Below are 21729 nucleotides of genomic sequence, written 5' to 3'. Positions count from 1 at the left end.
TTACCTCGCAAACTTGGACGCGGCCCACGCATCGTCCGTCAAAGTTATAATACATTCGGCCTCGTCACGCCCTCGCAGGCGCGGAATGACCACTTCATCAGCCCCGAAGGCTTTCCACAGCTTTCGCACTGTGGCGTTTTCCGCAGAGGTGCGCGAAACAACCATCTGACAATTGGCGAAGGCATAGCCAAACGCCTCACGCAGAACGCTACGCTGCGCCCAACGTGGGGTCACAGCCGCCGCCGATATCTCGATTACCGCAGCATCCGGGCAGTAATTGTGAAAGACGATAATAGCCGCAAGGGCATCGTTTTCCGTCAGCACCGTTGCCGTCACGCAGTTTCCAAAATCGCGATCAAACCCCAGCAGCTTCATTGCAGCAGGAACGGCGATATCCTCCGCACCCCAAGCCAGCTTCACGCAGCCCGGCCCCCGGCCTCGATCATTAGATCAATCGCAACCAGTTCAACGGGCATCTTGTCCGCCCCGCCGCTGGTGATTTGCACAACGGGCGCGATGGAATGCCCTGCCCCGGCCACACTGTGCCAGCGATCAACCTTGCCCGTGCGTGGATCTTCAACCCGCCGCGCCCAAGCCTTTTCCGCCCACTTGCTGATGCCCCAGACCATCTCATCAGGGTTTAGCGGTGCCACATTCGGAGCCACCGGAAAGCGCACGTTGTAGTCTGTGGCAACGCTATATTTGGCGTCATAGTTGCCGTCCGCGAAGTAAGCCCCGCGCGCCATGGTTGCGACCTTGTAGCCCGTCAGGTCGCCAAGGTCCGTGAAGGCGTAGCAGAGGCGCGCTGTGAAGGGGTTGCCCTCATCTGTGCCGCCGCTATCCAGCTTCATTACAAAGCCGTTGTTACGCCCCACGAAAACATCGTCATTGAACGTGCTGGCGCAATTCCCGTGCCACCCCGTCTGTACCGCCCATGCCCCGGTCTGGAGGTTGGCGGTCAACATCCGGTCAGCTTCGGGGAATACCGTGACCAGCAGGTTGCCATCGGTCCACTTGTGCAACTCCACGTTGCCCATCGTGCGGTCAACTTCGTCTTTCCATGTGTCGCGGATCGTGCGGGTTACGGCAGAGAGCGATAGCGCCGCGCGATCCTGCTGAATCGCCGCGCTGATCGGGACGATCCCGTCTTTGGTCGCAATGAGCAGGTCACCACCGGCCTGCATGGTCGCGCGTTTGCCCAGAGGCTCGCCAATGTCATAGCGCCCTTCTAAGCCCCACGTCCCTACGTCTGAGGGGTCAGTCCCGCTATAAACGGCCACCTCGCCCAGATCGCTGATAAACAGGCATTTGTCGTCAAACCCATCACCGCTATCAAGTGACCACGTGCCGCCCATCAGCAGCTTGCCACCGCGCCGAAAGATGCCCGCAAGGCTAAAGTCCAGCGCCGTACCGCCAACCGAACCCGCCGGGAGATACCAAACGCGCAGGCTGTCCTTTTCGACAGCAAACAAACGGTTGCGATAGAGCCACACGTCAGACAGCGCAGAGGTGTCAACGCCTGAAACCGTGATGCTATTCTCCACCACCGCCGCGCCATCGACATAAGCCGCGCCGCCTGCGGAAGTGAACCGCTCGCCATCCGTAAAGGTGCCGGTGATAGCACCGAGATAGAGCGAACCCGCTGCACCAGCCGTTTGCGCGTATCCGATGATTTCAGCCGTCGCCCCGGAATCGTCGCCGGTGATTGTCTCCCCTACGGCAAACGCCGAGGTCATGAGTTCAAAGTCTAGCCGGTTGATTGCTTCATCCGTCCACGGGGTGAAGGCTGTACCGTCGAAAATATGCCCCACGTCTTGGCCGTTAACCATAATCAGGAAGTCACCGCCGGTCACGCCAACCTGCTGCGAAGACCAATCGCCAGAGGTAAACCCCGAAGCGATAGGCGATTCCAGCCGCCCCCAATCTTTTTGACCCCAGCGGCCCGAACCCCAGACAAGCGCATCGCTGTTAGGAGACGACGCGCTGCTGATCGTGTTGGATACGTCGAAGATTGCAGTTTCGGTCGCCGCGAACATGCGGCTATCATTGCCGTCAACGTAGTCAAATAGCGTCTTGATCGGGCTGGCGACATAGGCGTATTGCTGCGCCCCGCCGCGCATCCGCAAGCCGCGCGCAGTTGGCAAAAAGTTCTCTATCCACTCAGCGCCAAGCGGGTCTTTTGCCGCTGTTGGCTGGTTCTCCACCAAGCCCGCAATCGGGGCCGGTAGCGTGATGCTCTTTGCCTGACGCTTTCTCATGGGGTGATCTTCCAAGGATAGGCGGTTTGCGCGCGCATATTGCGGCGGCTGGACTGCACAAGCATCCGCGCGCCCTTGTCCCGCTCAATCGCCCGTGCAAGGGCAATCTCCGCGTCCATCATCTCTTCTGCGTAGTCCAGCGACTTAAACTTGCGCCACTGCGCCACGAGCATCAGTTCAAGGCACCGATCATCTAGCCGGAACGTGTCGTCGTCGGCTGTGAATACTTCTTTGCGGTTCGTGCCATTGCTGACCACGTTGCGCGATATGTACCAGAAACGGGCGTCCTCATCTGCGGCAAGCGCGGGCTTATGCACCACGTTATCGCCGTAAATAGTCCAGCAGCCGTAGACCAGTTCATATTCTCGGATATCGAAGTTCAGCCAATCTTCGGGGTCAATCCGTTGCAGTGGGGCTTCCCACTTGGTTGACCAGATTTGCGCGCTCTTTGGCATCCGCAGGTAATCATCGGGCAACGGGTATTCAGTTTTCACCCCGTCGCCGCTTTGGTTAGCACTCGTTAGCAGAGACTGCCAATCGTGAGCTTCCGTAATCTTGTCGCAAGCCTCAATGAGCGCACGGCGCAACTCCACCTCAGTTCGATCGGTCGAGGTGAACAGGACGGACGGCTGATCAATGCCCAGCTTAACCGCCGCATCCTTTGCAATTTGAAGCGCCGTGCGGGTCATTTATGCGGCCTCTTTCTTCTTGGCGAGGGCGCGGGCTTCGCTAACGAGCCGCTTACGCTCCCAGCCCTTTGTTGCCTTCACGCCTGCATCGGTCAGCATGTTGCGCAGGTCTTCGTCGTCTAGGTCGGCAAACTCATCGAAGCTGTCAGTCTCCGGCACTTGGCTGGATTCCAGTTCAGCAATGCGGGCTTTAAGCGCCGCGACCTCACCGAGACCCGTGGCCCGCTCAAGATAGTCCTGTGCGGCCTCTACAAGCGCGCGTGACCCCATTCCCATGCGTTTCATGGTGGCGTCTGGAAGGTTTGCCAGTTGCTCAACCGTTTGGACGTTCTGCGAGCGCAGTTCGGCGCGCTTGGCTTCGGTCAGGCTGGGCATTTCGGAAAGCGGGGTGCCTTCAACGAACTGTGCCTCATTCTTCTTGAACGCGTCATAAGCAGCCGGGAAGCGGTCAGCGTATGTCATTTGCGTTTTCGCGTGGCTGACGTAGTGCATCTCGCCAGCCGGGGCTACGAGTTCGCGCTTATTGTCAGCGGGGAAGCGAATGCGGACGCATTCACGGTCTTCAAAAATCGGTCGGCCCGCTTCTTTGGTCTTGCGGGGGTTCTCAACGGCGGAGGTGAAAAACTCAACGCCAAGTGCGAGGTCTGGATTATCCATGGGGGTGTCCTTCTGAGGGATATGCAGGGGGAAGCGGGGCCACAACAGCCCCGCCCGTTAGGTTCAGCCGATTTTGAACCAAGCGTAATCGCCAGACGCCAGTGCCACGCCGGAAGCGTTGGCAGCGGACCCGCCGGACGCAGCCGCGACGTATTCACCGCTCGAAAGCGTGATAGCCGCAGCCGTGTTGCCGGAAGCGATAGTCGCGTTAGCCTTGACGTACTGATAGGTGCCGCCATCGTCCCCCAGAACGGTTTGACCCGTTTTGAAAGGACGCGGCTTGATGCCAGACGCCGCCTCTGCGGCGGTGTAGACATCGGTGAAGTCAACGCCGATGACGTTGCCTGAGATGTTGGCCATTGTTCAGCCCTCCTTAATCTACGAGTTTCGCCATATGCAGCGGGTTCTTGAGCGTCAGTTCGCCGTAGAAACCGATGTGCTGCACAACCGCGTCTTGGTTGACGGGGGTCTGCTTGCCGCCGAACTTCGAGAAGTTGCGGTCCTTGTGGTAACGGAAGCAGATATGGTCCGTATTGATGAAATACGTGGTGCCGGACGGCATGGCGGAACCGATGCCACCTTCCAACACGATTTCCATCGACTTGCCCGCGCCGTAGAACTTGAGCGCCGGGAACCCCAGCTTGGCAACCTTGCCGCCATCGGTGATCCGCTGGATGGACTCGGTTGCAGCCTGATACGCGCCGTAGTGGTCCTGAGACGCAAGGATCAGGTCAGGGCCGGTTTTACCACGGGAACGCTCAATCACGATCTGGTTGAACATCGCCTTAACGCTGTCCTTGTTGACCGCTGTCTCCGTGGTTTGATCCCACGAAGTAGACGACGCGTCATAGGAGGACGTGCGCCAGATGGCGTTGTTCGCCCGGCTAATGCCGCCGTAGGTGCCGGTTGCGGCGTTGGTCGGAATGGCAAGCTGGAGGCCACCGATTTGACGCCCTGCGTCGGCTGTACCGTCGCTGTGGAGGTCTTCGGTAAAGCGGTCCTCAAGTTCCTGCTCAGCCGCTTCCAAGTGCGTTTCCATGATATTCATGAGCTGCGCAGTGGAACCGCTGTTCTGGAGAATATCCTCCATCGACAGCACAACAGACACCGCCGCCATTTTCGGCGTAAACTCGGCGTCGTTGATCAGTTCGGCAGGCTTGGGGTTCAGGAACTGATAGCCCGAATAGCGGGTGTAAGTCCCGGACTCATTGTAGAGCAGGCGCTCGCGGATCGTCGGACCCTCGAACGGCTTCCACATGCCTTTTTGTTTCATTACAGCCAGAAGGGCGTTCGCGTTGCTAACCAAGTCTTGGTAGCCCGACGAACGGTCCTCGATGGCCAGCGACAGCGCTTCTTGCAAGCGCTCGTTGGTATTAAGAGCCATTTGGCATCTCCATCAGGTTAGAAGCCTGCGCGCTGCATGGCGCGCTGTAGGGCTTCACTTCGGGTTTTTGACGGCTGTCGGTTCGCCGGGTTTGAGCCGGGACTTGGTGCGCCTGTCACAGAGCGAGGGGTGCGGGTTTGAGCCATTCCCTCCGGTGCAGCCATGTCGGGCTGCGGGGCCGGTGCCGGGTTAAGCCGGTCGGCTTTGTCGTATGCGTCCTGCAAATCCTTGGCGAAGCCTGTCTGGAGCATCTCGGCAATGCTGTCTGACAGTTCCTCAAACCGTGGGTTTGCAGAGGCAAATTCTTCAATCTGGCGGGTGACGGTCTGCTCCCGCTGCTGTTCCATCGTCTGCGTGACTTGGCCGTAGCCTTGGGAAAGCCGCTGCACCTCTTGGCGAAGCTGCATCACCTCACTATCACGCGGGTCTGCTTGTCCGGGCTGCTGGCCTAGCAGCATCTGCCCCACTTGCTGGGGAGAAAGCCCCATATTGCGGGCAATCTCGGTGAAGCCGCGCACGGGGTCTTGGCGCAGAGTGTTTTCCGTGTTGACGTAGCGGCCCAGAACGTCCGGCAGGCTGACGTTGTGCTGCTCTGCCATCTTATAGAACGGCTCAAGCGGCTCAACGCGCTGGCGATATGTCTCGATGCCCTGTTCCATTTCGCGGATTGCCCGGTGGGCTTCGGCGCGGACAGACTCAGGGGCTTCCTTCCATGCGGTCTTAGCATCGGCAGAGAAGCGCGTGGGCGGCTCCTCATGGCCTTTAGGCGAATCCGTAGGGGCTTCGGCCTTGGCTGGCTCTTTCGGCGTCTCTGCGCCCTCTTTGGGGGCAAACTTACCGTCAGGGCCGCGCGGTTGCGCGCCATCTGCGGGCTTGGCCTCTTTCGGCTCTGCTACCTGCGCGTCCGGCTCCGTCTGATCTTCCTCGCCGCCCACGTCCTTGAAAGCCTGTTCCAGTGCCTCACGGCGGCTGCGGCGGGGCTGCTCAGGCTCATTAGTGGGGGCCTCCTGCGTCTCTTGGGGTTCAGCAACAGGGGATTGTTCCGCCGGGGCGGGTGCTTCCATTAGTTCTTCTGACATTGGATATCCTTCTGAGGGATGTGCTAGGCAGCGCCGAAGCCTGCCCGTGATAGCGCGCGGCCTACGCTGGCCTTACGCGCCTTTTTCGCCCGCTCCCGCTCATCACGGCTGGGCGTGGCGCGCTTGGTCGGAACATCGTTCCCAACTTCCACAACACCGGCTTCTTTGTAGTGTCTCCGCATCTGCGACTTGCTGTCGTAAATCTTGCCGTCTGCCATGCTTTGGAGCGGGCGTTGCGTGTCGCTGATAATCATTGGACAGCACAGGGTGCCTTGCGTGGGCCTGCGTTGGAATGCTTGCTCTTCGTAATGGTTGCGCAGGCGGTTGTATTCGGCCTGCGATACCGGGTGTCCTAGCCAAGTGGGCATTAGTCGTCTCCCAAAGCTACCGGGCGTTGTTGGGTTTGCTCTAGCTTGAGTTCTTCCACGTCGAGCAGGGCTTGGATTTCCGCCTGCTGACGCTTTAACTCCGTCTCATCTTGCTTGATGCCAAGTTCCTGCGCTTTGAGGGCCAGTTCGTGCTGCTTAACAGCGGCGTTGACCTGCGCGTCATACTGGCGAACCTGTGCGGCGACTTGCGCCTCTTGCTGCTTGCCCTGCAACTCCTGCTGCTTGAGCGCTAGTTCCTGTTGCTTGATCTGCATCTCCGCTTGGAAGCGCTGCATATCGGCCTGAGCCTTCATGGCTTCGGGGTCCGGCTTTTCCTGCCCCTGCTGGCCTGCCTGCTGCTTCATCAGGTCAACGAACTGGTCAATCTCGCCGCCAAGGTCACGGCCCGCCCGGAATGCACCCATGCCGAACCGCATAAGCTCGCCCATAAACGGCGCGGCCTGCGGCATCTGCTGAACCACTGGCCCAACTTGATTGATGAACTCACCCACGGCCCGCAGGAACTCAATGCGCTGCTGCTTTTCGGCCTGCTCATTTGGCGCAATGGTCGAGTCTGTCTCAATTTCCATTGCGAACGGGCGCAGGCGGTCATTGCGTAGAAGCTGCTCAACCTGCTCAAGCGTCACCGTGTTAGGTGGAACTTGCTGCCCCTGCTGCTGTGCCTCTTGCACCTGCTGCATGGCGGGCAATTGCATCCCCGACATTTGCACAAGCAACTCAATCGGGAACGTCTCGGCCATCACCTCGGCCTTGATGCGCAGAAGGTCTAGCGCAACCCGCACCATCTCATTCTGCTTTTCACGAACCCGGATAGAACCAAACTGCGCCTTGAGGTTTTGCGCGCCTAGCGTCTCTGTGGCCTCAGTCACCCCGCGCATAATGTCGGATAGGCCGGTGATTTCGTAAACGTCCTCAATCAACTGGCGGCGCAGTTCAATACAGGAGGCAATAACCTCGGCCACCTCTTTGACGGGCAACCAGATGATGCTGTCCTTTAGGGCATTCCCGCCGAGCGCGCCGAAGTTGCTAATGGGGATCAGCAGCGCCTTGTTATCGGTTTGACGCATGGCCGCTTCGATGGCTTCACCTACCTCAGACGTACCAGCCGCGTAGAACCCTTTGAGGCGTAGCGATTCCGACAGGTCGCTGATACGCGCCGTCAGTTCGTTAATTTCGTCCATCTGGTCGCGGTAGTAGACCATATCAGGGACGGGCTTTAGGGTGCCGCGCTCAATGGTGGCATAGGCTGGCTTGGGGCATGGAAAGAAGCCCTTCACGTCGAACAGCGGGGGCTGCTCATCAAGCACCGTGTCAACGCCAGCCGTGACCCAGATCACCTTGTTTTCAGTCTTAGACCAGATTTCCCAGACCTGCGCCTTGCGGTCGGTGGACTGGTATTCGTCCTCACGCTTGCCGCCAACCTCTTGCCGCTCTGCGCTGAGAAACACCTCACCGAAGCGCTGCGTTCCCTCATCCAGCGTCAGATAGGCGCGACGGGCTACCCAGCCCACCTCTGCCCACTTGCGGCCCGGCTCGTGCACAAAGTCCCGGCGGTCAACGTGCATGGCGTGGGCATCGTCTAGCACCCACGAAACACCGCGAGCGCTTAGCGCTAGATCATCCCGCACCTGTACCAGCGTGTCGTGCAGGTCGTCGGATTCAACATCAAACTCAAGCGCCCGCTCAAGCATCTCAGACGCCTTGCGGGGAACCTCGCCCGTATCGCTATGCCGTGGCATGACAACCGGTTGGGGCGCGCGCTGATAGATAGACGGGCGCAGGATTTCCATATTCGCCCAGAAGATTTGAAACTCACGGTCGCCCTTAGCCTCGGCCAAGTTGCTCAGGTTGGCATACAGCTTATCAATGCTGTCGCACTTGTCCTGCCATGTGGCGAACGCCTTCTCTGCGTCTGTGATGGCCTCTAGCCATGGCTGCGAAGCACCCAAAGGCGCGTCGTCTTGCTGTTCTTCGTTCATTTACAGCCTCGTTCGCTTTGCGCCGTTGGTTGGCTCTGGAATGCCGGGGATAAACACCTGACCGGGCTTCGCGTCCTGTACTGGCGGGGTGCGTGGTGCCTCTGGCGGCAAGCGCCACGAAAGGCCCATGTAGCGCCATGCGGAGCCGATATGCTCGGCCCAATCCTTGACGGGGTTCTCACGAAAGGTCTTCTTGTCGTCGTCCCATTCACGGCGGTAGCTTTTCAGCCCTTCCACGCCATAAGCGACACGTTCGCCCCGCTCGTCGTCGGAGCGGTGGAATATCGCCTGATTGATAGCCGTTCGGCCCGCTTGCAGGCCATCGGCTACGCTCACCTTAGCAATACGCTCAGGCTTACGCTTGAGGGCAATCAGGCGCTCAATGCGGGTCTTTGATGTTCCCCACTCAGTATTCGCCGCGTCGTGCGGTACATAGTCGGTGCCGTGGTAGCCCTTATCGTCTAGCCAATCGCACCAATCTTCCAAGTCGTCAGTCTCAGGGACATAGAAGTCCACGATGAGCGGACGCCCGTTAAGCACCTGAAAGCACCATATCGGGTTATTGATAGCCTTGCCCAAGTCCCAAACCGTGTGAACCGGCTGGCTGCGATCAATCGGGATCGGCATAAACCGACCTTGCCGCTCAACACGCGACATTTCAGCGCCGAAGTAGGCACCCACCATCGCGCCGGAAAAGCTGCACTTGTACTCTTGCTCAAAGAACGCCAGCCCAAGCTCCAAGCCGTGAAGGTCTTGATACTCGCGCAGGGCTTCTTTCAGGTCTTCCTCTGATAGCGCGCCTGTCTCTTCGATAGACAGAAGCTGAGAGAACCAGCGCGGGTTAGTCTGCGCCCGGTCAAACATTGTCTTGGCGTGGTTATTGCCGCGCGGGGTTGTGATGAAAGCAGCCCAACCGCCTGTCTCGCGGATCATGGGCGAGTGGTAAGCCCATGCGCTAGGGTTACTCAACGCCCACTCCGAGTAGGCAATGCCGCGAGGGCCAGAGCCTACCGTTGCATCGTACCTGTCAGAGCCTAGCAGTTGGAACGTGCTGCCGTTGGCTTTTTCAATGAACATATCATCATCTTGCATCCTAACGATTTCGCTAGGGTGGAAGTGGTCAAAGATGCGGCGCTTGCCCGTCTTCGCGTTGATGCCGTTCCAGATGGCCTTGCGGGCCTGCTTGTACTCAGGGAAGCAATGCCAGTACGTGCCGATCTCCCTATCCGACAGATCAGAGATGGCGTTTAGAACAATCTCGTCCTTACCCGCGCGGCGGTGCCAGATAGCCATTAGCCTGTCGTGTGTCCGCTCGACTAGGGCGCGGTGGAATTCCTGCTGATACCATCGGACGCGGAACTCTAGCTCTAGCTCGCTCAAGGCTTGGCTTCGTACACTGTCTTGCGGATAACCGTGGTTGCAACGTCAGCGTTAACTTGGAGTGGCAGCAGCTTGGGATAAATGGTAGCCCAGAACGCCCGCTCATTCTCGGGGGCTTCCTGCGCCCACTTCACTAGACGATTAGCGCCGCCTAAGCGGTCAGCCGTTTCCTCGATGATAGACTTGGCGGTCGCAGTTGTTTTGTTCTTACTGCCCTTGGGCCTACCTGCGCCCTTGCGCTTGGCTAAATTGTCAGCCCCTATTTTATTATCGGACATAGCTATTGCCGCGCCGGTTTGAGCGGTCGCGCCTCTTGCTGTTACTGTGTGATTGCGTATCGCCGCCGCGCTGCGCCTATGTGCGCTGAGAAAAATGGATGGTGCCATCCATGTCAGCATCCATGCTAAGAATTGTGAGGCAGATTTACGCAAGTTTTACCACCCGCGAAGGGTCTGCCTGTCCCGAGTGTTAGATGACCCGCGCATGTCCGAGGCCGTAGCCAAGTGCAGAGGCGCGTGTCGTATGTTGGCGAAGGTGCGAGGAATCGAACCCCGGTTCACGGTTTTGGAGACCGCTGCTTTACCACTAAGCTACACCAACGCAGAATGTGTGGGGTATCCGGCTCATGGCTTGGGATAGCGGCCTTGCGTTCGCCCCGTTGCTGCCTTTGCCCAAGCGGTTCATAGCAGCGAATGAATGTCGCGCTGCCTGTACGGGGTCAGCGCCTGTGCCTGATCGAGTGATACGCCGTGCCGCGATCAGGGGCAGCAGTGGCGGACAGGTTGAGCGTGCGACACGGGACGCAATCCCCGCTGTATGCGATTTATAACAGCCGCCCGCAGGCCGGTCTGAAATACGTCCACACTCATGAGGTGCGACCCTACCCGTAACAGGATGGTCCTAATCACGTACCCTGTCGGCCTATCGCACCGCATCAATGCGGCTATGTTGAGACGCGCCCCGGCCAGCTTATGCTACTGACGTTTGCCGGGTTATCATGCTGCCACATGGGGTAATGCCAGACGCGCTCTTGACAGATGGTAAGCTACGAGGGGTCCGGTTAGCGAAGCCTCGCGCGGCCCTGCCCTCTGTCCGGTTCTTTCAGCTAGCGTTACCGGACGCCACCACCTGTCAAGAAAGCGGCTTGAATCAAAAGCGCCGGGTCTAATATCTGCCCGACGCCTCGCGATTATAACACCGGTGGGATCGCGGATCAAGCCTTTGTGCGCTCCGAAAGGTTCTTTAGCGCATCTAGTGTGGCAATACCCTCCCTTGTAGGCTCGCCATCACCCCACAACACCTTGCCCGTGCCGCGCTCTGCATGGTGGATCAGCCCGCGCTCTGTCGCAGTGAGGCACCATAGCCAGCCCTTCCACCGCATATAGCCTGACACCGCTTGACGGTCTCGCTCGTCGTCGCTGCGCATATCAACCCGCATAGACGTGTCAGCCTGCATGGCATCTGGAACCATTTGGATCGCCGCGCCCTTGGGCTCTCCGGTCGTGCCGAGAATGCGCATCCGGTAGGCCCGCTGTGCCGCGCAATACTGCTGCCAAACGTCCCAAAGCTGCGCTGCCTCGCGCTCTTTGCACTCATGTCGGATCACATAGCCGATTTCAGCGCCTAGGAGCGGGTCTGTGACGCGCCCTCGGTCTTTCCGGTAGTCGTCCATAGCTAACCGCCTTTGTCGTGCTGTAAGAGCCGTTTTTCGCGGGTCGTCGTCGCGGGCGAACTTACCCCCTACCCGGTGCGGCTGCTTCTTCTCAATCGGAGCCAACGCGGGCAGCGCCTTTCTCGCCCGCTTGGTCCGTAGTCGCTCTGCCTTACTCGCCATCTTTGAAAAACCTTTCTGCCTGCCCCTTGGGGTCTTCCAGTTCGGCCACCCGCGCTTGCAGGAAGTCCACCATCCGTTGAAGCGGGGCATTGCGCCCGCGCTCCTTTGCCACTCGCCGCTTGAGTGCGGCCATCTCTACCCACTGCCGCTTGATCGTCCGGGCCTGCTGCGCGTTGTGGGCTTTCAGTTCGGCGGGGGTCACTTTTCGTCAGCCTCCGCCTTTGCCGCCGCTATCCGGTCCTTGCAGGAGACGTGGGCAAGCTGGTACTCGTAGCAGCTTCCGTATTTCCCGCGCGTAACGATGCCCTCTGCCAGCATCCGGCGCAGGGTGGTGTCTAGCGAGGCCATGGGGTTCTTGCTGAGAAAGCCAGACCGTTTGACGATTTTAGCGAGGCTCAGGCGATCCCCGTCCGATAGGGCACCCATGATGGCTTCGCGGGCGGTGCTGGGCCTTCCCTGAGACAAGCGCCAGACGCTAATCCTCAACTGGCCCTTGCAGATAAACCCAAGCGCAAGGGTACCTTGCTTGTGCAGGGCGCTTAATGCCGCGCGGGCGCTCTCTATCCCCGCCCGACCGGAAAGGCCCAAAGCCGTTGCAACATCAGACGCTGTGCGCTCGCGGCCATCTGCCATGAGGTCCGCAATCTGCTGCTGCCGGGGTGTCGCCCTCGGCTCCTTGGTTTTCGGTCGCTGTGCATCCTCGCGCATCTTCGCGGCCAGCCAATCCTCCAGCCCTTCGGGTGCCGGATCATTGCGCAGAGTGAATGCCGGGGTGCTGCTTGCTGCCTTGATGTGCGCTTGTGTGGTGTGATGGCGGATCATTGCGGTCATTGCGCTGCCTCCTGTGCTGCTGCTTCGGGAAGGGAATACAGCCAAGCATCGCCGTCTTTCCGCCTGACGACTTTCCCTGTTCTAAGCGCAGAGTGCCGGAGGATATCCCCCACCCTCGGAGCGGGTAGGTCGGGATATCGCTTCTGCACCGCGCCGACGATTTCCTGCGGTGTCATTTCGCCTTTTACGGAGTCCACAACAGCCTGAGTGATTGCACCGCGCGGCAGGTTCACGTTTGTGCGGCATTCCTCTTTGCCTTTCAGCAAGTGGCGATCCACCCGGCCTGCGTTATAGCAGTTGCTGAGAAATTCAGCGTCCATCCCGGCGAGGTCGCAGACCGTGCGGAAGTCTTGCCCGCATCGGCTGATCCAGTTGTGCGCCTCTTGCTGTTCGCGCTGCTCTGCCTCCTGTGGCCCGTCATAGGTGGCGTCGATGAATGCCCGGTGCAGAACGGCCTGCCACATTTCGCGCGATGCCGCTGCGCCGCTGTGGGCGTGTACCTGCTCGTCAGATGCGATTAGTCCGATGTGGCTCATGCGTTGTCCTTTCCTGCTGCGTTAATCGCCGCGTCGATAGCGGCCTGCGCAAAACCGAGCTCTCGCATGTCGCTGGGGTTGGCCCCGTCCGTCAGCATCCGGCTGCACTGGTCGATCTGCGCTTGTTGGGCGGGGGTGAGTGTTTCGGGGTTATAGCGGTTGAGTTGCGTCATGCTGGCACCCCGCAGAGAACAGCCTTCACATCGCGGATGGTGCGGCCTGTCATCCGGGCGATGCGGGCCATGTCAAAGCCGTGAACGTCAAAGGCATGGGCTATGTCAGAGCGGGTCCAGTGGGCGAATTGTCCGGTCATGCTAGCGCCTCCTCGTACATGCTGAGAACGGCGTCACCTTCGTCGCGGGCGTCCCGGTCCATCTTCCGGCGGGCGATTACCTTGCGGACAGTGGCGGCGTCATACCCACGGCCCTTGAGTTCCGCGAAGACATCCTTCGTGGCCTCAGCAATGTCGGCCTTCTCAGCGTTGAGGCGTTCGATCCGCTCCACAAAGGCGCGGAGTTCGTCGGCTGCTACTCGGTCGGTCATGCTGCGCCCTCCCGGTTAAACACAAGGCCACGGATCAGGCACTCCGGAACCATAAGCTCAGGGATGGGGCTGCCAGTTTCATCCGTTCCCGGCTCATAGTTCAGGCTGCGAATGCCGATCAGGCTTTCTTGCCCCTCAGCGCCCAGAAGGATGCTGCGCACCTCCCAAAAGCGGTGATGCCCAAACTTGTTGTCACGCCAAAAAATGATTGATCCGACATTCATGCTGTCTCTCCTGTGGGGTTGGCGCGGGTCATGCGTAGACTTCCGCGTATTGGTCATCGGGGCTTGTCGGCATCCGCTTGAACGGCTCACCTCGCGGCGGCTCTGTGGCGGCTGCATCAAGGCTTTCTGCGGCTTCATGGCGGGCAATAAAGTCGGCCTCGCGCAGCTTCGCCTTTTCCTCGCCAAGAAGGTCGCGATATGCGAAGAACAGCGCCGAGCGGTACTTGCGCATCGTCTCACGGCTAACCGCGCCGGACTTGATCAACTCAACTGCACCGCGCCCGTAAAGCCAGCCATCGGCCACGTCCTCGCCCGCGTTCATCCGCTTCGCCGCGATGGCAACCGGGTCAAGGCTGGGGAATTTGCGCTGAGAGTGCAGAGCCTGCGATTTGTTCATGTTGCTGCAAGCTGCACCAACCTCTGCAACGGTCGGCCAAGCGGCGGTTTTCATCTGGTAGTCAAGCTGGTTCGTGACCTTCGCCAGCCAAGAAAGGTAATCCGAGGCCGGGGCCATCTTGAGGATAACCCGCATCAGGGCGTTGATCTCTGCGGCCATCGCTTGCTCGTTTGCCTGCAATGCGCGGCGCGGGCTGTATCGGTCGAGCCAGAGGGTGAATTCGTCTGTCAGTGCTTCGGCGCGGGTGTTCATCGGTTCAACTCCGGGTTTGTTGCAAAGATTGCGTTGAGGTCGGGGCGAATGCGCTGCCGGGTCGCGCCGTTCACCTGCTGGGGAATGATTGCCGAGACAGCCGGGGCGTCACGGATTCCGGCGATTTTCTGCATCGGGGGGACGAAGTAACTCAGGCTGCTAGGCGGGCCGTCGCCCTTCTGCCGCATCGTCTGCGCCACGATTTCTAGGGCATCGCCTTCGCTGAAAGAGAGTTCACGGCGGGCCTTGTCGAACCTCATGAAGTCCGGCCCGTTGCCGACGATCTTGCCATTTGCTGTGACACCAGACGCGTCATGGCCTGCGGCAACCAAAACCTTCTCGCGAAAGGTCAGGTCCGCGCCCGCGCTATCATCATCAATCTTATATGGTTCTGGCTCTGGTTCTGGTATGGTTTCGTTTGGGTTAACCGAAACAGAACCGTCCGCTTTTGCTATGTCTTTGTTTTTGCTCGATTTGGGCCTTCCACCTTTGGCACCATTCTCGCGGTTCTTGTCGATTTTTTCTTGCGTATTTTTCCAAGTTTTCAGCAGCTTTTCTTGCGAGATCATCCCATCTTCGACCAGAAAGCCGGAAATTGTGGTCAGCAAGCGAGCCTTGATCTTGCGCCATTTGGCAGGGGTCAGGCCGAGAATTCGGGCGTTGTCTTTGTCGTCGTCAGGCACCCAGCCATTGCGCCGCCACATAGCGGCAAGCAACAGCATGTATGCCCCGTGCTCTTCGGTCGTCAGATGCGTTGTGTCGGCCAGATAGGCGTCCCAATACATCGGCATTGAAGGTGCTTGACTCATGCGGCCCCCGTCATTGTCGTGCCTGCCCGGTCCACAACCTCGACCTTCACAGCCCCGCCCTTGACGACTTCGCCGCGCACGAGGGTCAGCCCCCACATGCTATCGTCCACGCCGATCACGTCAGATATGCCGTCTAGGTGAGGCTTGATGCTGGCAAGCATGTTGTCTAAGTCACGCCGCCGCCGATCAGGCGGGTTGAACGTGATGCGCAGATGCAGGCCCACGTCCCGCAGGTGCGCGAAGTTCATATGAGCCGCCTTGCAAGCCCACATGGCCTCTGTCCGCGCCTTTTTACGCAGAGGGGCAACCGCCAGCCGATGCTTGCGGCTGTTCGGTGACAGGTCTTTGTGGGGCCATGCGAGGTAGATCATGCCTGCGCCTCCATCGAATAGCTTGCGACCCGCGCCCCGGTGTCTGTCTCGACGCGGGCGGTGTGGATCTTGTGGCCAGCTTGCTTGAGGTCATACACACGCGCCCCAAGGCGGAAGCAGCCGAACTCCCGCAGCGCGTCCATCGGCGTGATGTGACGGCCTGCCTTGAGAGCGGAGAGGATTTGGTCGGTCTGGGTCATGCGTCCTCCGTTTGGTCGGATTCACGGCGGCTAAACCAAGCGGTCTGCTTTGGCCCCTCAACGGTGAAGCTGCCTTGGCAAAGCCATTCGCAGAGAAAGTGTCCGAGTTCTGTGGCGGTCTTTTCGATCTCGCTAGCGTCGAGCGGGAAGCGCGGGTAGTTAATCAGCGTTACGCAAACGCCCGCTTCCATCCCCATCGTGTAGACGTAATCGACGGGCTGCACCGATACGCATAGGCCGCGCATGGTGAAGCTACGACAGGCGGCAAGAGCGGCTTGGTAGTCGCCCCCAATCCAGATACGGAAGGTTGCGCTTGGGCATGTCTTGCTAATCATCCCATGCACTCCCCGCCATCGGTTTGGCAAAGCGCACCTTCCGTGTCGAAAATCCAATCCCCTTGTCGCTCAACGAAGTCGCGCAGTTCTGACTTGGTATAGGTCTTGCGGAAGCGTGCACCGTTAGGGTTGGAGGTCAGACAGCCCGCCAAACGCTCCATTTCCTCCCACCATGCGTGGCGCTCAGGGAAGTCACGGGCCAGCATGGCTTGATGCGCTTCGGATTTGAGAAAACACCCGTCACAATTGCCGAGGGCTGAGTTCCCGTTCACCACGTCCAAGCCAAGGTCAAACGGCTGATTGCGCCAGAAATTAACCACCTCATGCCGCGTGATTTGTGCATCGGCCAACGGATACCAACGCTGCCAGCGCTCTTTCAAAGGCTCACGATTGATGCGGCGCGGTTCGTCTGCGCGGATGCCGACTGCCGCCCGCCACTTATCCCAGCCAAGGCTAAGAAGGTATTCTTTGGCGGGGCGAACTTTCAGTTCCGAAGTGCAAAACCGCGTTTGCTGGTTGGGCAGGTATTTCTTCTTGCGGATTAGCGCCTCAAACGGCTCACCGTTGCGGCTGGCGCTGTTGTGAGATACAATCTCGAAGCGCTGGCGCGGGTCTTCGTGGTCGCGGTATTCAACCCAGGTTATATGGACGCCCCACCGCTCACTGCACTCCTGCACGAAGTCGAGCGTTTCAGGCATTTCGCGGCCCGTATTGCAGAAGACCACCTGCACCCGATCTGGGTCGAAGTCTCCGTTCACTGCAAGAATTTGGTGCAGCATGTAGCCGCTGGTGCGACCACCGCTAAAGCTGATCTGGATTTTGCCTGTCGGAAGTGTGTAGCCCCTCATACGTCACCCCATGCGAAAGAAAGACCCCCGGTGACGGCAGGAAACGCCACCGGGGTAGTTGGCCCGCCGCCATGACAACGGCAGGCACAGGGAGGAACTGACGCAGTAACGTACCGCTGCGCCTCGGATGCTGATACCGTCATTGCGCCACCTCGCCCTTGCAATCCTTGGAGCGGGTGCCAACATTATTGGCAGACGTTTTCCAATTGAACAAAGAGCGGGGGCAGTCAATGCCAGCCTTACGAGACATTTTCTCAATGTCGTCATACCAACTAGCAGGGAACATGCCCGAAGTACGGGCGTGTCGGATCATGTGGAAGGATACGCCGAGCCGGGCCATGATGGCCTCTGGTGTCAGCGCATCAATTATCTGATGGACGGGTTTTTTGCTCATACCCCGCATAATGCTAAACTATTTAGCAATGGTCAAGCTAACAGTTCAGCTTTGCGCCAATTTTGTTGGCAGGGCATCATGCGAAGTATGGAAAAGACACCCGATACGCCCCGCCCCTATTCTGACATTGCCGAGCGCCTAAAGTGGCACCGCAACCTCTTAGGCATGAAACAAGACGAATATGCCAAGTCGATAGGGGCGAAGCGGTCTGCCCTCTCCCTTTGGGAGGCTGGCACTCACCGCATGTCTTTGAATGCCGCGTTAGACTTGCGCAACAAATACGGGCTGTCGCTCGACTTCATGTACGAAGGCATAGACGATGCGTTGCCGATGACCTTGCGCAACGCTTGGCGCGACAAGCCCTGAGTTAACGCTTCCAAGAAATCAATTGTAAAACCTGTCGCTGCTGCGCCCTCGCGCAGTTGTTCGATTCTGTGCATAATGTTCACCCTTTGTACCAATGTCCTAGGCTAGGCAATTAACCTGCCTTGGGTCAATGCTAATATGACTAGCTAATATTTTTAGCAGAAAAGTCTTGCATTGCTAAATTTCTTAACATACTCTCCATAGCACAGGCCACAACGGCCAGCCACAAGGCAAGGAGAGAACGCAATGCAACACACCGACACGAACGACCCCACCCCGATCTTCGCGCACATCACTGCTGCTGGCGAGGCTGCGGGATTTACCGCCGAAGCGCTCAACCAGCTTGTTGACTGCTTTGAGCAAGACCTCCCCAGCATCTATGACCTGCCGCCCCTCGACTGGCACCGCGTAGACGACGAGCAGACGCCCCCTAGTGCGGCGCAGGCGGTGCGGTTGTGAGCGCCGAACTCAAGACATGCCCTTTCTGTGGGGCGGCACCTGAGAGCGAGCGGACGCCATTTTCGCGGCTATTTAGGATTGTATGCCCCAAATGCGAAATCGAAATGCACCGGGTTACGAAGGAAAGCGCTGTGGCCGCATGGAACGCCCGCGCCGAGGCCACCCAATGATCCCCCGCTGGACCCGCCAAGGCGACGGGCTGTTCACGGCACCGGGCGGCTACTCCGCGGACCAGCACAGCCCGCTAGAGGACCGCTACACGCTGATACTGCCCTGCGGTGCCAAGCATACCGGGACCGCTCAGGAATGCCGCCAGATCGCGGCGCAGCACGCACAGGAGAACGCATGATGGGCTGGCAATTCCCCACACCTGCCGAAATGGCGCAGGCACGGGCCGACATGAAGGCCGCAGGCGAAGCCGCTCGGATGATGGCGGATGAAGGCGACAAGCCCGAAGCTGGGCATTTCTACACCGTCTCTAAAAGCTTTTCTAACGGCGATGGTAGCTGGACGGAACTGTTTTGGGAAGTCCTGTCGGTTAGCGGTCCCAAGGCATTCGTAAGAATACACGAGCGTCACGGTGAACCGATTGAGCGGTTCTGGATGATCGAAGATCGCGCTTGGTATCTCGCTGACGAGGCTTGGAGCCTGCGCAAGGAGGCCCACCAATGACCCTTCACAGCACATTCCCCCACCACATCCCCCGCGCCTGCGACCCGGTGCTTACCGCCGCGCAGCTTGCCGGGAATGGCAACCGCAAGTCCACGTCTGCCCGCCTGCTGGAAGCGCTTTCATTGCATGAAGGTGACAGCGACCTAGGCCAGCTTGCCGACGCTATTCTCAGCGCAGGCGACTTCTACGCCCGCCGGGATCGCGAGGAATACGAGGACGCAGCCCACGCCTGCGAGAACGTCACCGGATACGCTGAACGCTTGGCCGACGAATGGCGGTTGGAAGCGGAGAGCATGGCAGAGGTGATGCAGTGACCGATTATAATGATGGCAAATGGCACCGCTGGAATGGCGAGGACATGAAGCCCGCTGGCGTGCACGATAAGTCCGAGGTTGAATTCCTTTGGCATGAGGACCGGTCCAACAAGCTAGGGCGCGAACGTATGCTCGCAGGCTGGAACTCAGCCGATGAGCGGCCCAGTTGGTCTAACGTTCTCAAGTTTCGCGTCGTCAAGGAACACAAAGAGCCGCGCGAATTCTGGATCGACGAATTGCGAATGGTCGCGTCCCCGATTTCTCATCACGGGTTCATCAAAGTTCGCGAGGTGCTGGAATGATCACCCGCTCCCACCCCTCCGAACACGTCCAGCGCCAGCAGACAGAGCCGCGCAAGATGCTGACCGTGCCGATGTTCGTTGCCGGTCTGGCGCTATCCGTCGCGGGCCTGATCGGCGGGCATATCGCCAGTAAGTCGATAGCCAACCTCGCGCACTTCAACGCGAACACGCCCTTCACCCTGAGAGGATTTTGACATGAACGCCGTAACCAAGACAGAAGCGCAAGAGCATTTCCTGCCCGCCGATCCCATGGTCAATATGATTGAGCGGATCGCCATGGACCCCAGCAGCGACTTGGACAAGCTGGAACGTATGCTTGCAATGAAAGAGCGTATCGACGGGCAGAACGCTATGCGCCAGTTTGCCGACGCGCTTTCCCAAGCTCGCGCTGAAATCCCGCCAATCGTCAAGGATTCAACGGTGGACTTCACGTCCAGCAAAGGCCGGACGCACTACAAGCACGAGACACTGGCAGGCATCGCCAAGATCATTGACCCGATCCTGTCCAAAAATGGTCTTTCCTACCGCTTCCGCACCGATCAGGGGCAAGGCGGGGTAAAGGTGACTTGCATCATTCAGCACCGCGCAGGCCACGTCGAGGAAACTACCCTGATGGGCGGGGCCGATCAGTCGGGCAACAAGAACGGCTTTCAGGCTATAGGCAGCGCCGTGACGTACCTGCAACGCTACACGCTCAAAGCCGCGCTAGGTCTTTCCGCCGAGGTAGATGACGACGCGCAGAGCGTGACCGACAACACCCCCGCTCAACGTCAATCTAAGCCAGCACAGCAAGCCGCCCCCAACCCCGAAGCCGTGGCCGATCAGATGATTGCTGCAATCAAAGGCGCTGAAAGCGAAGACCGACTGAAAGGCATTTGGACCAGCGACAAGTTCAAGGCCGATCTGGCTTGGCTTCGCGGCAAGGCACCTGAGAAGGCCGCTCACGTTGAGGCCGCGAAGGACTTCCGCAAGCAGAGCCTCGCACAGACGAACCACGACTTGGACGATGAAATTCCAGAATTTGAAGGGAGCCTGACGTGAACGATATGAACCCACGCGCGGTAGTTGGGGGGAACAATCCCCCTGACCCCATTGACGAAATCAACGCGTCTTTCGAGGCCGACCGCGAAGAAGCCGCCAACTGGACCGATGGCGCACCCGTTGAGAATGAAGCGCAGATGAAGGCGGTAGACGCCCTGCGCAAGTCCATGCGGGAATGGCGTCTATCGCTTGAGAAGGGCCAGAAGGCCGCGACCGCCCCTCTCCGCGCCGTGTATCAGGCCGAGTTGGACCGGTGGAAGCCGACTATTGAGGACGCCAAGCGGATTGAAGGCTGCCTTGTCTCAACCGTCGATGCCTTCAAGCGCAAGCTGAAAGCCGAGAAGGAAGCCGCCGAACGGGCAGCATGGGAGGCCGCGAACAAGGCCCGCCGTGAAGCTGAGGAAAAGGCCCGCGCCGCAGATGCATCCAACCTTGAGGCACAGCGTGAAGTTCAACAAGCGAAAGATGCCGCGATTGAGGCCGAGAAGGCCGCGCAGGCTGCGAAGAAAGATCAGGTCAAAGGGCTGCGCACAGTCACCCGCTACACGATCGACAGCCACAAGACCGCGCTGGCCGATATCTACAAGACCGACCCCGACGCAATCGTTGCCTTTGTCGATGAATACGTGCGGCGGAACCACAAGACCCGCGCCATTGCTGGCGTGACCGTAACCCAAGAGCAAGAGGCATACTAATGGCCGGATCAGTCAACAAAGTCATTCTCATTGGCAACCTAGGGCGCGATCCCGAAGTCCGCACGTTTCAGAACGGGGGCAAGGTCTGCAACCTGCGGATTGCCACTTCCGAGACATGGAAAGACCGCGACAGCGGGGAACGCCGCGAAAAGACCGAATGGCACAGCGTTGCCATCTTCCAAGAGGGTTTGGTTCGCATCGCGGAGCAGTACCTCAAGAAAGGCTCCAAGGTCTACATCGAAGGGCAATTGCAGACGCGCAAATGGCAGGACCAGAGCGGCGCGGACAAGTACAGCACCGAGGTTGTGCTGCAAGGCTTCGGCGGCACCCTGACGATGCTGGACGGGCCGAGCGGCGGCGGTCAATCGCAGGGCTATGACAGCGGCAGCACGGGCAACTATGACGCGCCGAGCGGCTACGGCGGGGGCGGCAACCCGAATAGCGGTCGTGACCTAGACGACGAAATTCCCTTTAATTACAGTTACTTGTGA

Annotated in this window: 36 protein-coding genes; 11 read left to right on the top strand and 25 right to left on the bottom strand. The window is 59.2% G+C overall.

All coding sequences use genetic code 11. The features are described from left to right. The 25 genes from ACGYLC_RS09255 to ACGYLC_RS09135 form a co-directional block, all read right to left on the bottom strand. Positions 1–420 (bottom strand): hypothetical protein, encoded by a 420-nt coding sequence (locus tag ACGYLC_RS09255; protein ID WP_394422736.1) that lies wholly within the window; start codon positions 418–420, stop codon positions 1–3. After that, positions 417–2258 carry a hypothetical protein gene (locus ACGYLC_RS09250; RefSeq protein WP_394422735.1) on the bottom strand — a complete coding sequence of 614 codons (1842 nt, stop codon included), beginning with the start codon at positions 2256–2258 and terminating at the stop codon, positions 417–419. Before ACGYLC_RS09250 ends, ACGYLC_RS09255 begins: the two co-directional genes overlap by 4 nt. Next, the gene (locus ACGYLC_RS09245) at positions 2255–2947 is read right to left on the bottom strand and encodes a hypothetical protein (RefSeq protein ID WP_394422734.1); all 693 of its coding nucleotides are present in this window, start codon (positions 2945–2947) and stop codon (positions 2255–2257) included. The genes ACGYLC_RS09250 and ACGYLC_RS09245 overlap by 4 nt, the downstream gene beginning before the upstream one ends. Further along, the gene (locus ACGYLC_RS09240) at positions 2948–3604 is read right to left on the bottom strand and encodes a hypothetical protein (protein WP_394422733.1); all 657 of its coding nucleotides are present in this window, start codon (positions 3602–3604) and stop codon (positions 2948–2950) included. It lies immediately after the preceding gene. Positions 3605–3667: 63 nt separating this feature from the next. Further along, positions 3668–3964, bottom strand: coding sequence for a hypothetical protein (locus tag ACGYLC_RS09235; protein WP_394422732.1), 297 nt, complete (start codon positions 3962–3964; stop codon positions 3668–3670). Positions 3965–3977: 13 nt separating this feature from the next. Next, positions 3978–4988, bottom strand: a complete 1011-nt coding sequence (locus tag ACGYLC_RS09230) for a phage major capsid protein (RefSeq protein ID WP_394422731.1) — start codon at positions 4986–4988, stop codon at positions 3978–3980. A 17-nt stretch (positions 4989–5005) separates the two neighbouring features. After that, positions 5006–6067: a hypothetical protein gene (locus ACGYLC_RS09225; protein ID WP_394422730.1), complete on the bottom strand. Its 1062-nt coding sequence runs from the start codon at positions 6065–6067 to the stop codon at positions 5006–5008. A 23-nt stretch (positions 6068–6090) separates the two neighbouring features. After that, positions 6091–6435, bottom strand: coding sequence for a hypothetical protein (locus ACGYLC_RS09220; RefSeq protein ID WP_394422729.1), 345 nt, complete (start codon positions 6433–6435; stop codon positions 6091–6093). Continuing rightward, positions 6435–8435, bottom strand: coding sequence for a hypothetical protein (locus ACGYLC_RS09215; protein WP_394422728.1), 2001 nt, complete (start codon positions 8433–8435; stop codon positions 6435–6437). The genes ACGYLC_RS09220 and ACGYLC_RS09215 overlap by 1 nt, the downstream gene beginning before the upstream one ends. Next, positions 8436–9728, bottom strand: coding sequence for a hypothetical protein (locus tag ACGYLC_RS09210; RefSeq protein WP_394422727.1), 1293 nt, complete (start codon positions 9726–9728; stop codon positions 8436–8438). It lies immediately after the preceding gene. Between the two features lie 83 nt (positions 9729–9811). Further along, positions 9812–10093 carry a hypothetical protein gene (locus ACGYLC_RS09205; protein WP_394422726.1) on the bottom strand — a complete coding sequence of 94 codons (282 nt, stop codon included), beginning with the start codon at positions 10091–10093 and terminating at the stop codon, positions 9812–9814. Positions 10094–11028: 935 nt separating this feature from the next. After that, complete coding sequence (locus tag ACGYLC_RS09200) at positions 11029–11487, bottom strand: hypothetical protein (RefSeq protein WP_394422725.1); 459 nt, start codon at positions 11485–11487, stop codon at positions 11029–11031. Positions 11488–11638: 151 nt separating this feature from the next. After that, positions 11639–11851, bottom strand: coding sequence for a hypothetical protein (locus ACGYLC_RS09195; RefSeq protein ID WP_394422724.1), 213 nt, complete (start codon positions 11849–11851; stop codon positions 11639–11641). Continuing rightward, a complete protein-coding gene (locus tag ACGYLC_RS09190) occupies positions 11848–12480 on the bottom strand; it encodes a hypothetical protein (protein ID WP_394422723.1) in 633 nt (210 codons plus the stop codon). The genes ACGYLC_RS09195 and ACGYLC_RS09190 overlap by 4 nt, the downstream gene beginning before the upstream one ends. Continuing rightward, positions 12477–13016 (bottom strand): hypothetical protein, encoded by a 540-nt coding sequence (locus tag ACGYLC_RS09185; protein ID WP_394422722.1) that lies wholly within the window; start codon positions 13014–13016, stop codon positions 12477–12479. The genes ACGYLC_RS09190 and ACGYLC_RS09185 overlap by 4 nt, the downstream gene beginning before the upstream one ends. Further along, positions 13013–13189 (bottom strand): hypothetical protein, encoded by a 177-nt coding sequence (locus tag ACGYLC_RS09180; RefSeq protein WP_394422721.1) that lies wholly within the window; start codon positions 13187–13189, stop codon positions 13013–13015. The genes ACGYLC_RS09185 and ACGYLC_RS09180 overlap by 4 nt, the downstream gene beginning before the upstream one ends. Then, positions 13186–13329, bottom strand: a complete 144-nt coding sequence (locus tag ACGYLC_RS09175) for a hypothetical protein (RefSeq protein WP_394422720.1) — start codon at positions 13327–13329, stop codon at positions 13186–13188. The genes ACGYLC_RS09180 and ACGYLC_RS09175 overlap by 4 nt, the downstream gene beginning before the upstream one ends. Further along, positions 13326–13559 (bottom strand): DUF2312 domain-containing protein, encoded by a 234-nt coding sequence (locus ACGYLC_RS09170; protein ID WP_394422719.1) that lies wholly within the window; start codon positions 13557–13559, stop codon positions 13326–13328. The genes ACGYLC_RS09175 and ACGYLC_RS09170 overlap by 4 nt, the downstream gene beginning before the upstream one ends. Continuing rightward, positions 13556–13783, bottom strand: coding sequence for a hypothetical protein (locus ACGYLC_RS09165; protein ID WP_394422718.1), 228 nt, complete (start codon positions 13781–13783; stop codon positions 13556–13558). The genes ACGYLC_RS09170 and ACGYLC_RS09165 overlap by 4 nt, the downstream gene beginning before the upstream one ends. A 28-nt stretch (positions 13784–13811) precedes the next feature. Beyond that, positions 13812–14432 (bottom strand): hypothetical protein, encoded by a 621-nt coding sequence (locus tag ACGYLC_RS09160; RefSeq protein ID WP_394422717.1) that lies wholly within the window; start codon positions 14430–14432, stop codon positions 13812–13814. Further along, a complete protein-coding gene (locus ACGYLC_RS09155) occupies positions 14429–15241 on the bottom strand; it encodes a YdaU family protein (RefSeq protein ID WP_394422715.1) in 813 nt (270 codons plus the stop codon). The genes ACGYLC_RS09160 and ACGYLC_RS09155 overlap by 4 nt, the downstream gene beginning before the upstream one ends. Beyond that, positions 15238–15489: a hypothetical protein gene (locus tag ACGYLC_RS09150; protein WP_394422714.1), complete on the bottom strand. Its 252-nt coding sequence runs from the start codon at positions 15487–15489 to the stop codon at positions 15238–15240. Before ACGYLC_RS09150 ends, ACGYLC_RS09155 begins: the two co-directional genes overlap by 4 nt. Positions 15490–15608: 119 nt before the next feature. Further along, positions 15609–15812 (bottom strand): helix-turn-helix domain-containing protein, encoded by a 204-nt coding sequence (locus ACGYLC_RS09145; protein WP_394422712.1) that lies wholly within the window; start codon positions 15810–15812, stop codon positions 15609–15611. Continuing rightward, on the bottom strand, positions 15809–16147 hold the full coding sequence (locus ACGYLC_RS09140) for a hypothetical protein (protein WP_394422711.1): 339 nt from the start codon (positions 16145–16147) through the stop codon (positions 15809–15811). Before ACGYLC_RS09140 ends, ACGYLC_RS09145 begins: the two co-directional genes overlap by 4 nt. Then, complete coding sequence (locus tag ACGYLC_RS09135; protein WP_394422709.1) at positions 16144–16995, bottom strand: phosphoadenosine phosphosulfate reductase family protein; 852 nt, start codon at positions 16993–16995, stop codon at positions 16144–16146. Before ACGYLC_RS09135 ends, ACGYLC_RS09140 begins: the two co-directional genes overlap by 4 nt. A gap of 301 nt (positions 16996–17296) precedes the next feature. Here ACGYLC_RS09135 and ACGYLC_RS09130 point away from each other — a divergent pair, with 301 nt between their 5' ends. The 11 genes from ACGYLC_RS09130 to ssb all read left to right on the top strand — a co-directional run bounded on the left by ACGYLC_RS09130 (position 17297) and on the right by ssb (position 21729). Continuing rightward, on the top strand, positions 17297–17755 hold the full coding sequence (locus ACGYLC_RS09130) for a helix-turn-helix transcriptional regulator (RefSeq protein ID WP_394422707.1): 459 nt from the start codon (positions 17297–17299) through the stop codon (positions 17753–17755). 246 nt (positions 17756–18001) lie between these two features. After that, positions 18002–18214, top strand: coding sequence for a hypothetical protein (locus tag ACGYLC_RS09125; protein ID WP_394422706.1), 213 nt, complete (start codon positions 18002–18004; stop codon positions 18212–18214). Beyond that, positions 18211–18384 (top strand): Lar family restriction alleviation protein, encoded by a 174-nt coding sequence (locus tag ACGYLC_RS09120; protein WP_394422704.1) that lies wholly within the window; start codon positions 18211–18213, stop codon positions 18382–18384. The genes ACGYLC_RS09125 and ACGYLC_RS09120 overlap by 4 nt, the downstream gene beginning before the upstream one ends. Next, positions 18381–18563 carry a hypothetical protein gene (locus ACGYLC_RS09115; protein WP_394422703.1) on the top strand — a complete coding sequence of 61 codons (183 nt, stop codon included), beginning with the start codon at positions 18381–18383 and terminating at the stop codon, positions 18561–18563. Before ACGYLC_RS09120 ends, ACGYLC_RS09115 begins: the two co-directional genes overlap by 4 nt. Next, complete coding sequence (locus ACGYLC_RS09110; RefSeq protein ID WP_394422701.1) at positions 18560–18886, top strand: hypothetical protein; 327 nt, start codon at positions 18560–18562, stop codon at positions 18884–18886. Before ACGYLC_RS09115 ends, ACGYLC_RS09110 begins: the two co-directional genes overlap by 4 nt. Then, positions 18883–19200 carry a hypothetical protein gene (locus tag ACGYLC_RS09105; RefSeq protein WP_394422700.1) on the top strand — a complete coding sequence of 106 codons (318 nt, stop codon included), beginning with the start codon at positions 18883–18885 and terminating at the stop codon, positions 19198–19200. Before ACGYLC_RS09110 ends, ACGYLC_RS09105 begins: the two co-directional genes overlap by 4 nt. Further along, positions 19197–19502: a hypothetical protein gene (locus ACGYLC_RS09100; protein WP_394422698.1), complete on the top strand. Its 306-nt coding sequence runs from the start codon at positions 19197–19199 to the stop codon at positions 19500–19502. The genes ACGYLC_RS09105 and ACGYLC_RS09100 overlap by 4 nt, the downstream gene beginning before the upstream one ends. Continuing rightward, positions 19499–19696 carry a hypothetical protein gene (locus tag ACGYLC_RS09095; protein WP_394422696.1) on the top strand — a complete coding sequence of 66 codons (198 nt, stop codon included), beginning with the start codon at positions 19499–19501 and terminating at the stop codon, positions 19694–19696. The genes ACGYLC_RS09100 and ACGYLC_RS09095 overlap by 4 nt, the downstream gene beginning before the upstream one ends. A 1-nt stretch (position 19697) precedes the next feature. Then, complete coding sequence (locus ACGYLC_RS09090; RefSeq protein WP_394422694.1) at positions 19698–20543, top strand: ERF family protein; 846 nt, start codon at positions 19698–19700, stop codon at positions 20541–20543. A 5-nt stretch (positions 20544–20548) separates the two neighbouring features. Then, on the top strand, positions 20549–21238 hold the full coding sequence (locus tag ACGYLC_RS09085) for a hypothetical protein (RefSeq protein WP_394422860.1): 690 nt from the start codon (positions 20549–20551) through the stop codon (positions 21236–21238). Then, positions 21238–21729, top strand: coding sequence for a single-stranded DNA-binding protein (ssb, locus tag ACGYLC_RS09080; RefSeq protein ID WP_394422692.1), 492 nt, complete (start codon positions 21238–21240; stop codon positions 21727–21729). Before ACGYLC_RS09085 ends, ssb begins: the two co-directional genes overlap by 1 nt.

The organism is Sulfitobacter sp. 1A12157 (assembly GCF_043557345.1).
Taxonomy (GTDB): domain Bacteria; phylum Pseudomonadota; class Alphaproteobacteria; order Rhodobacterales; family Rhodobacteraceae; genus Sulfitobacter.
Note: the sequence above shows the minus strand (reverse complement) of the source record. Positions and strands in the feature narration are given on the sequence as shown.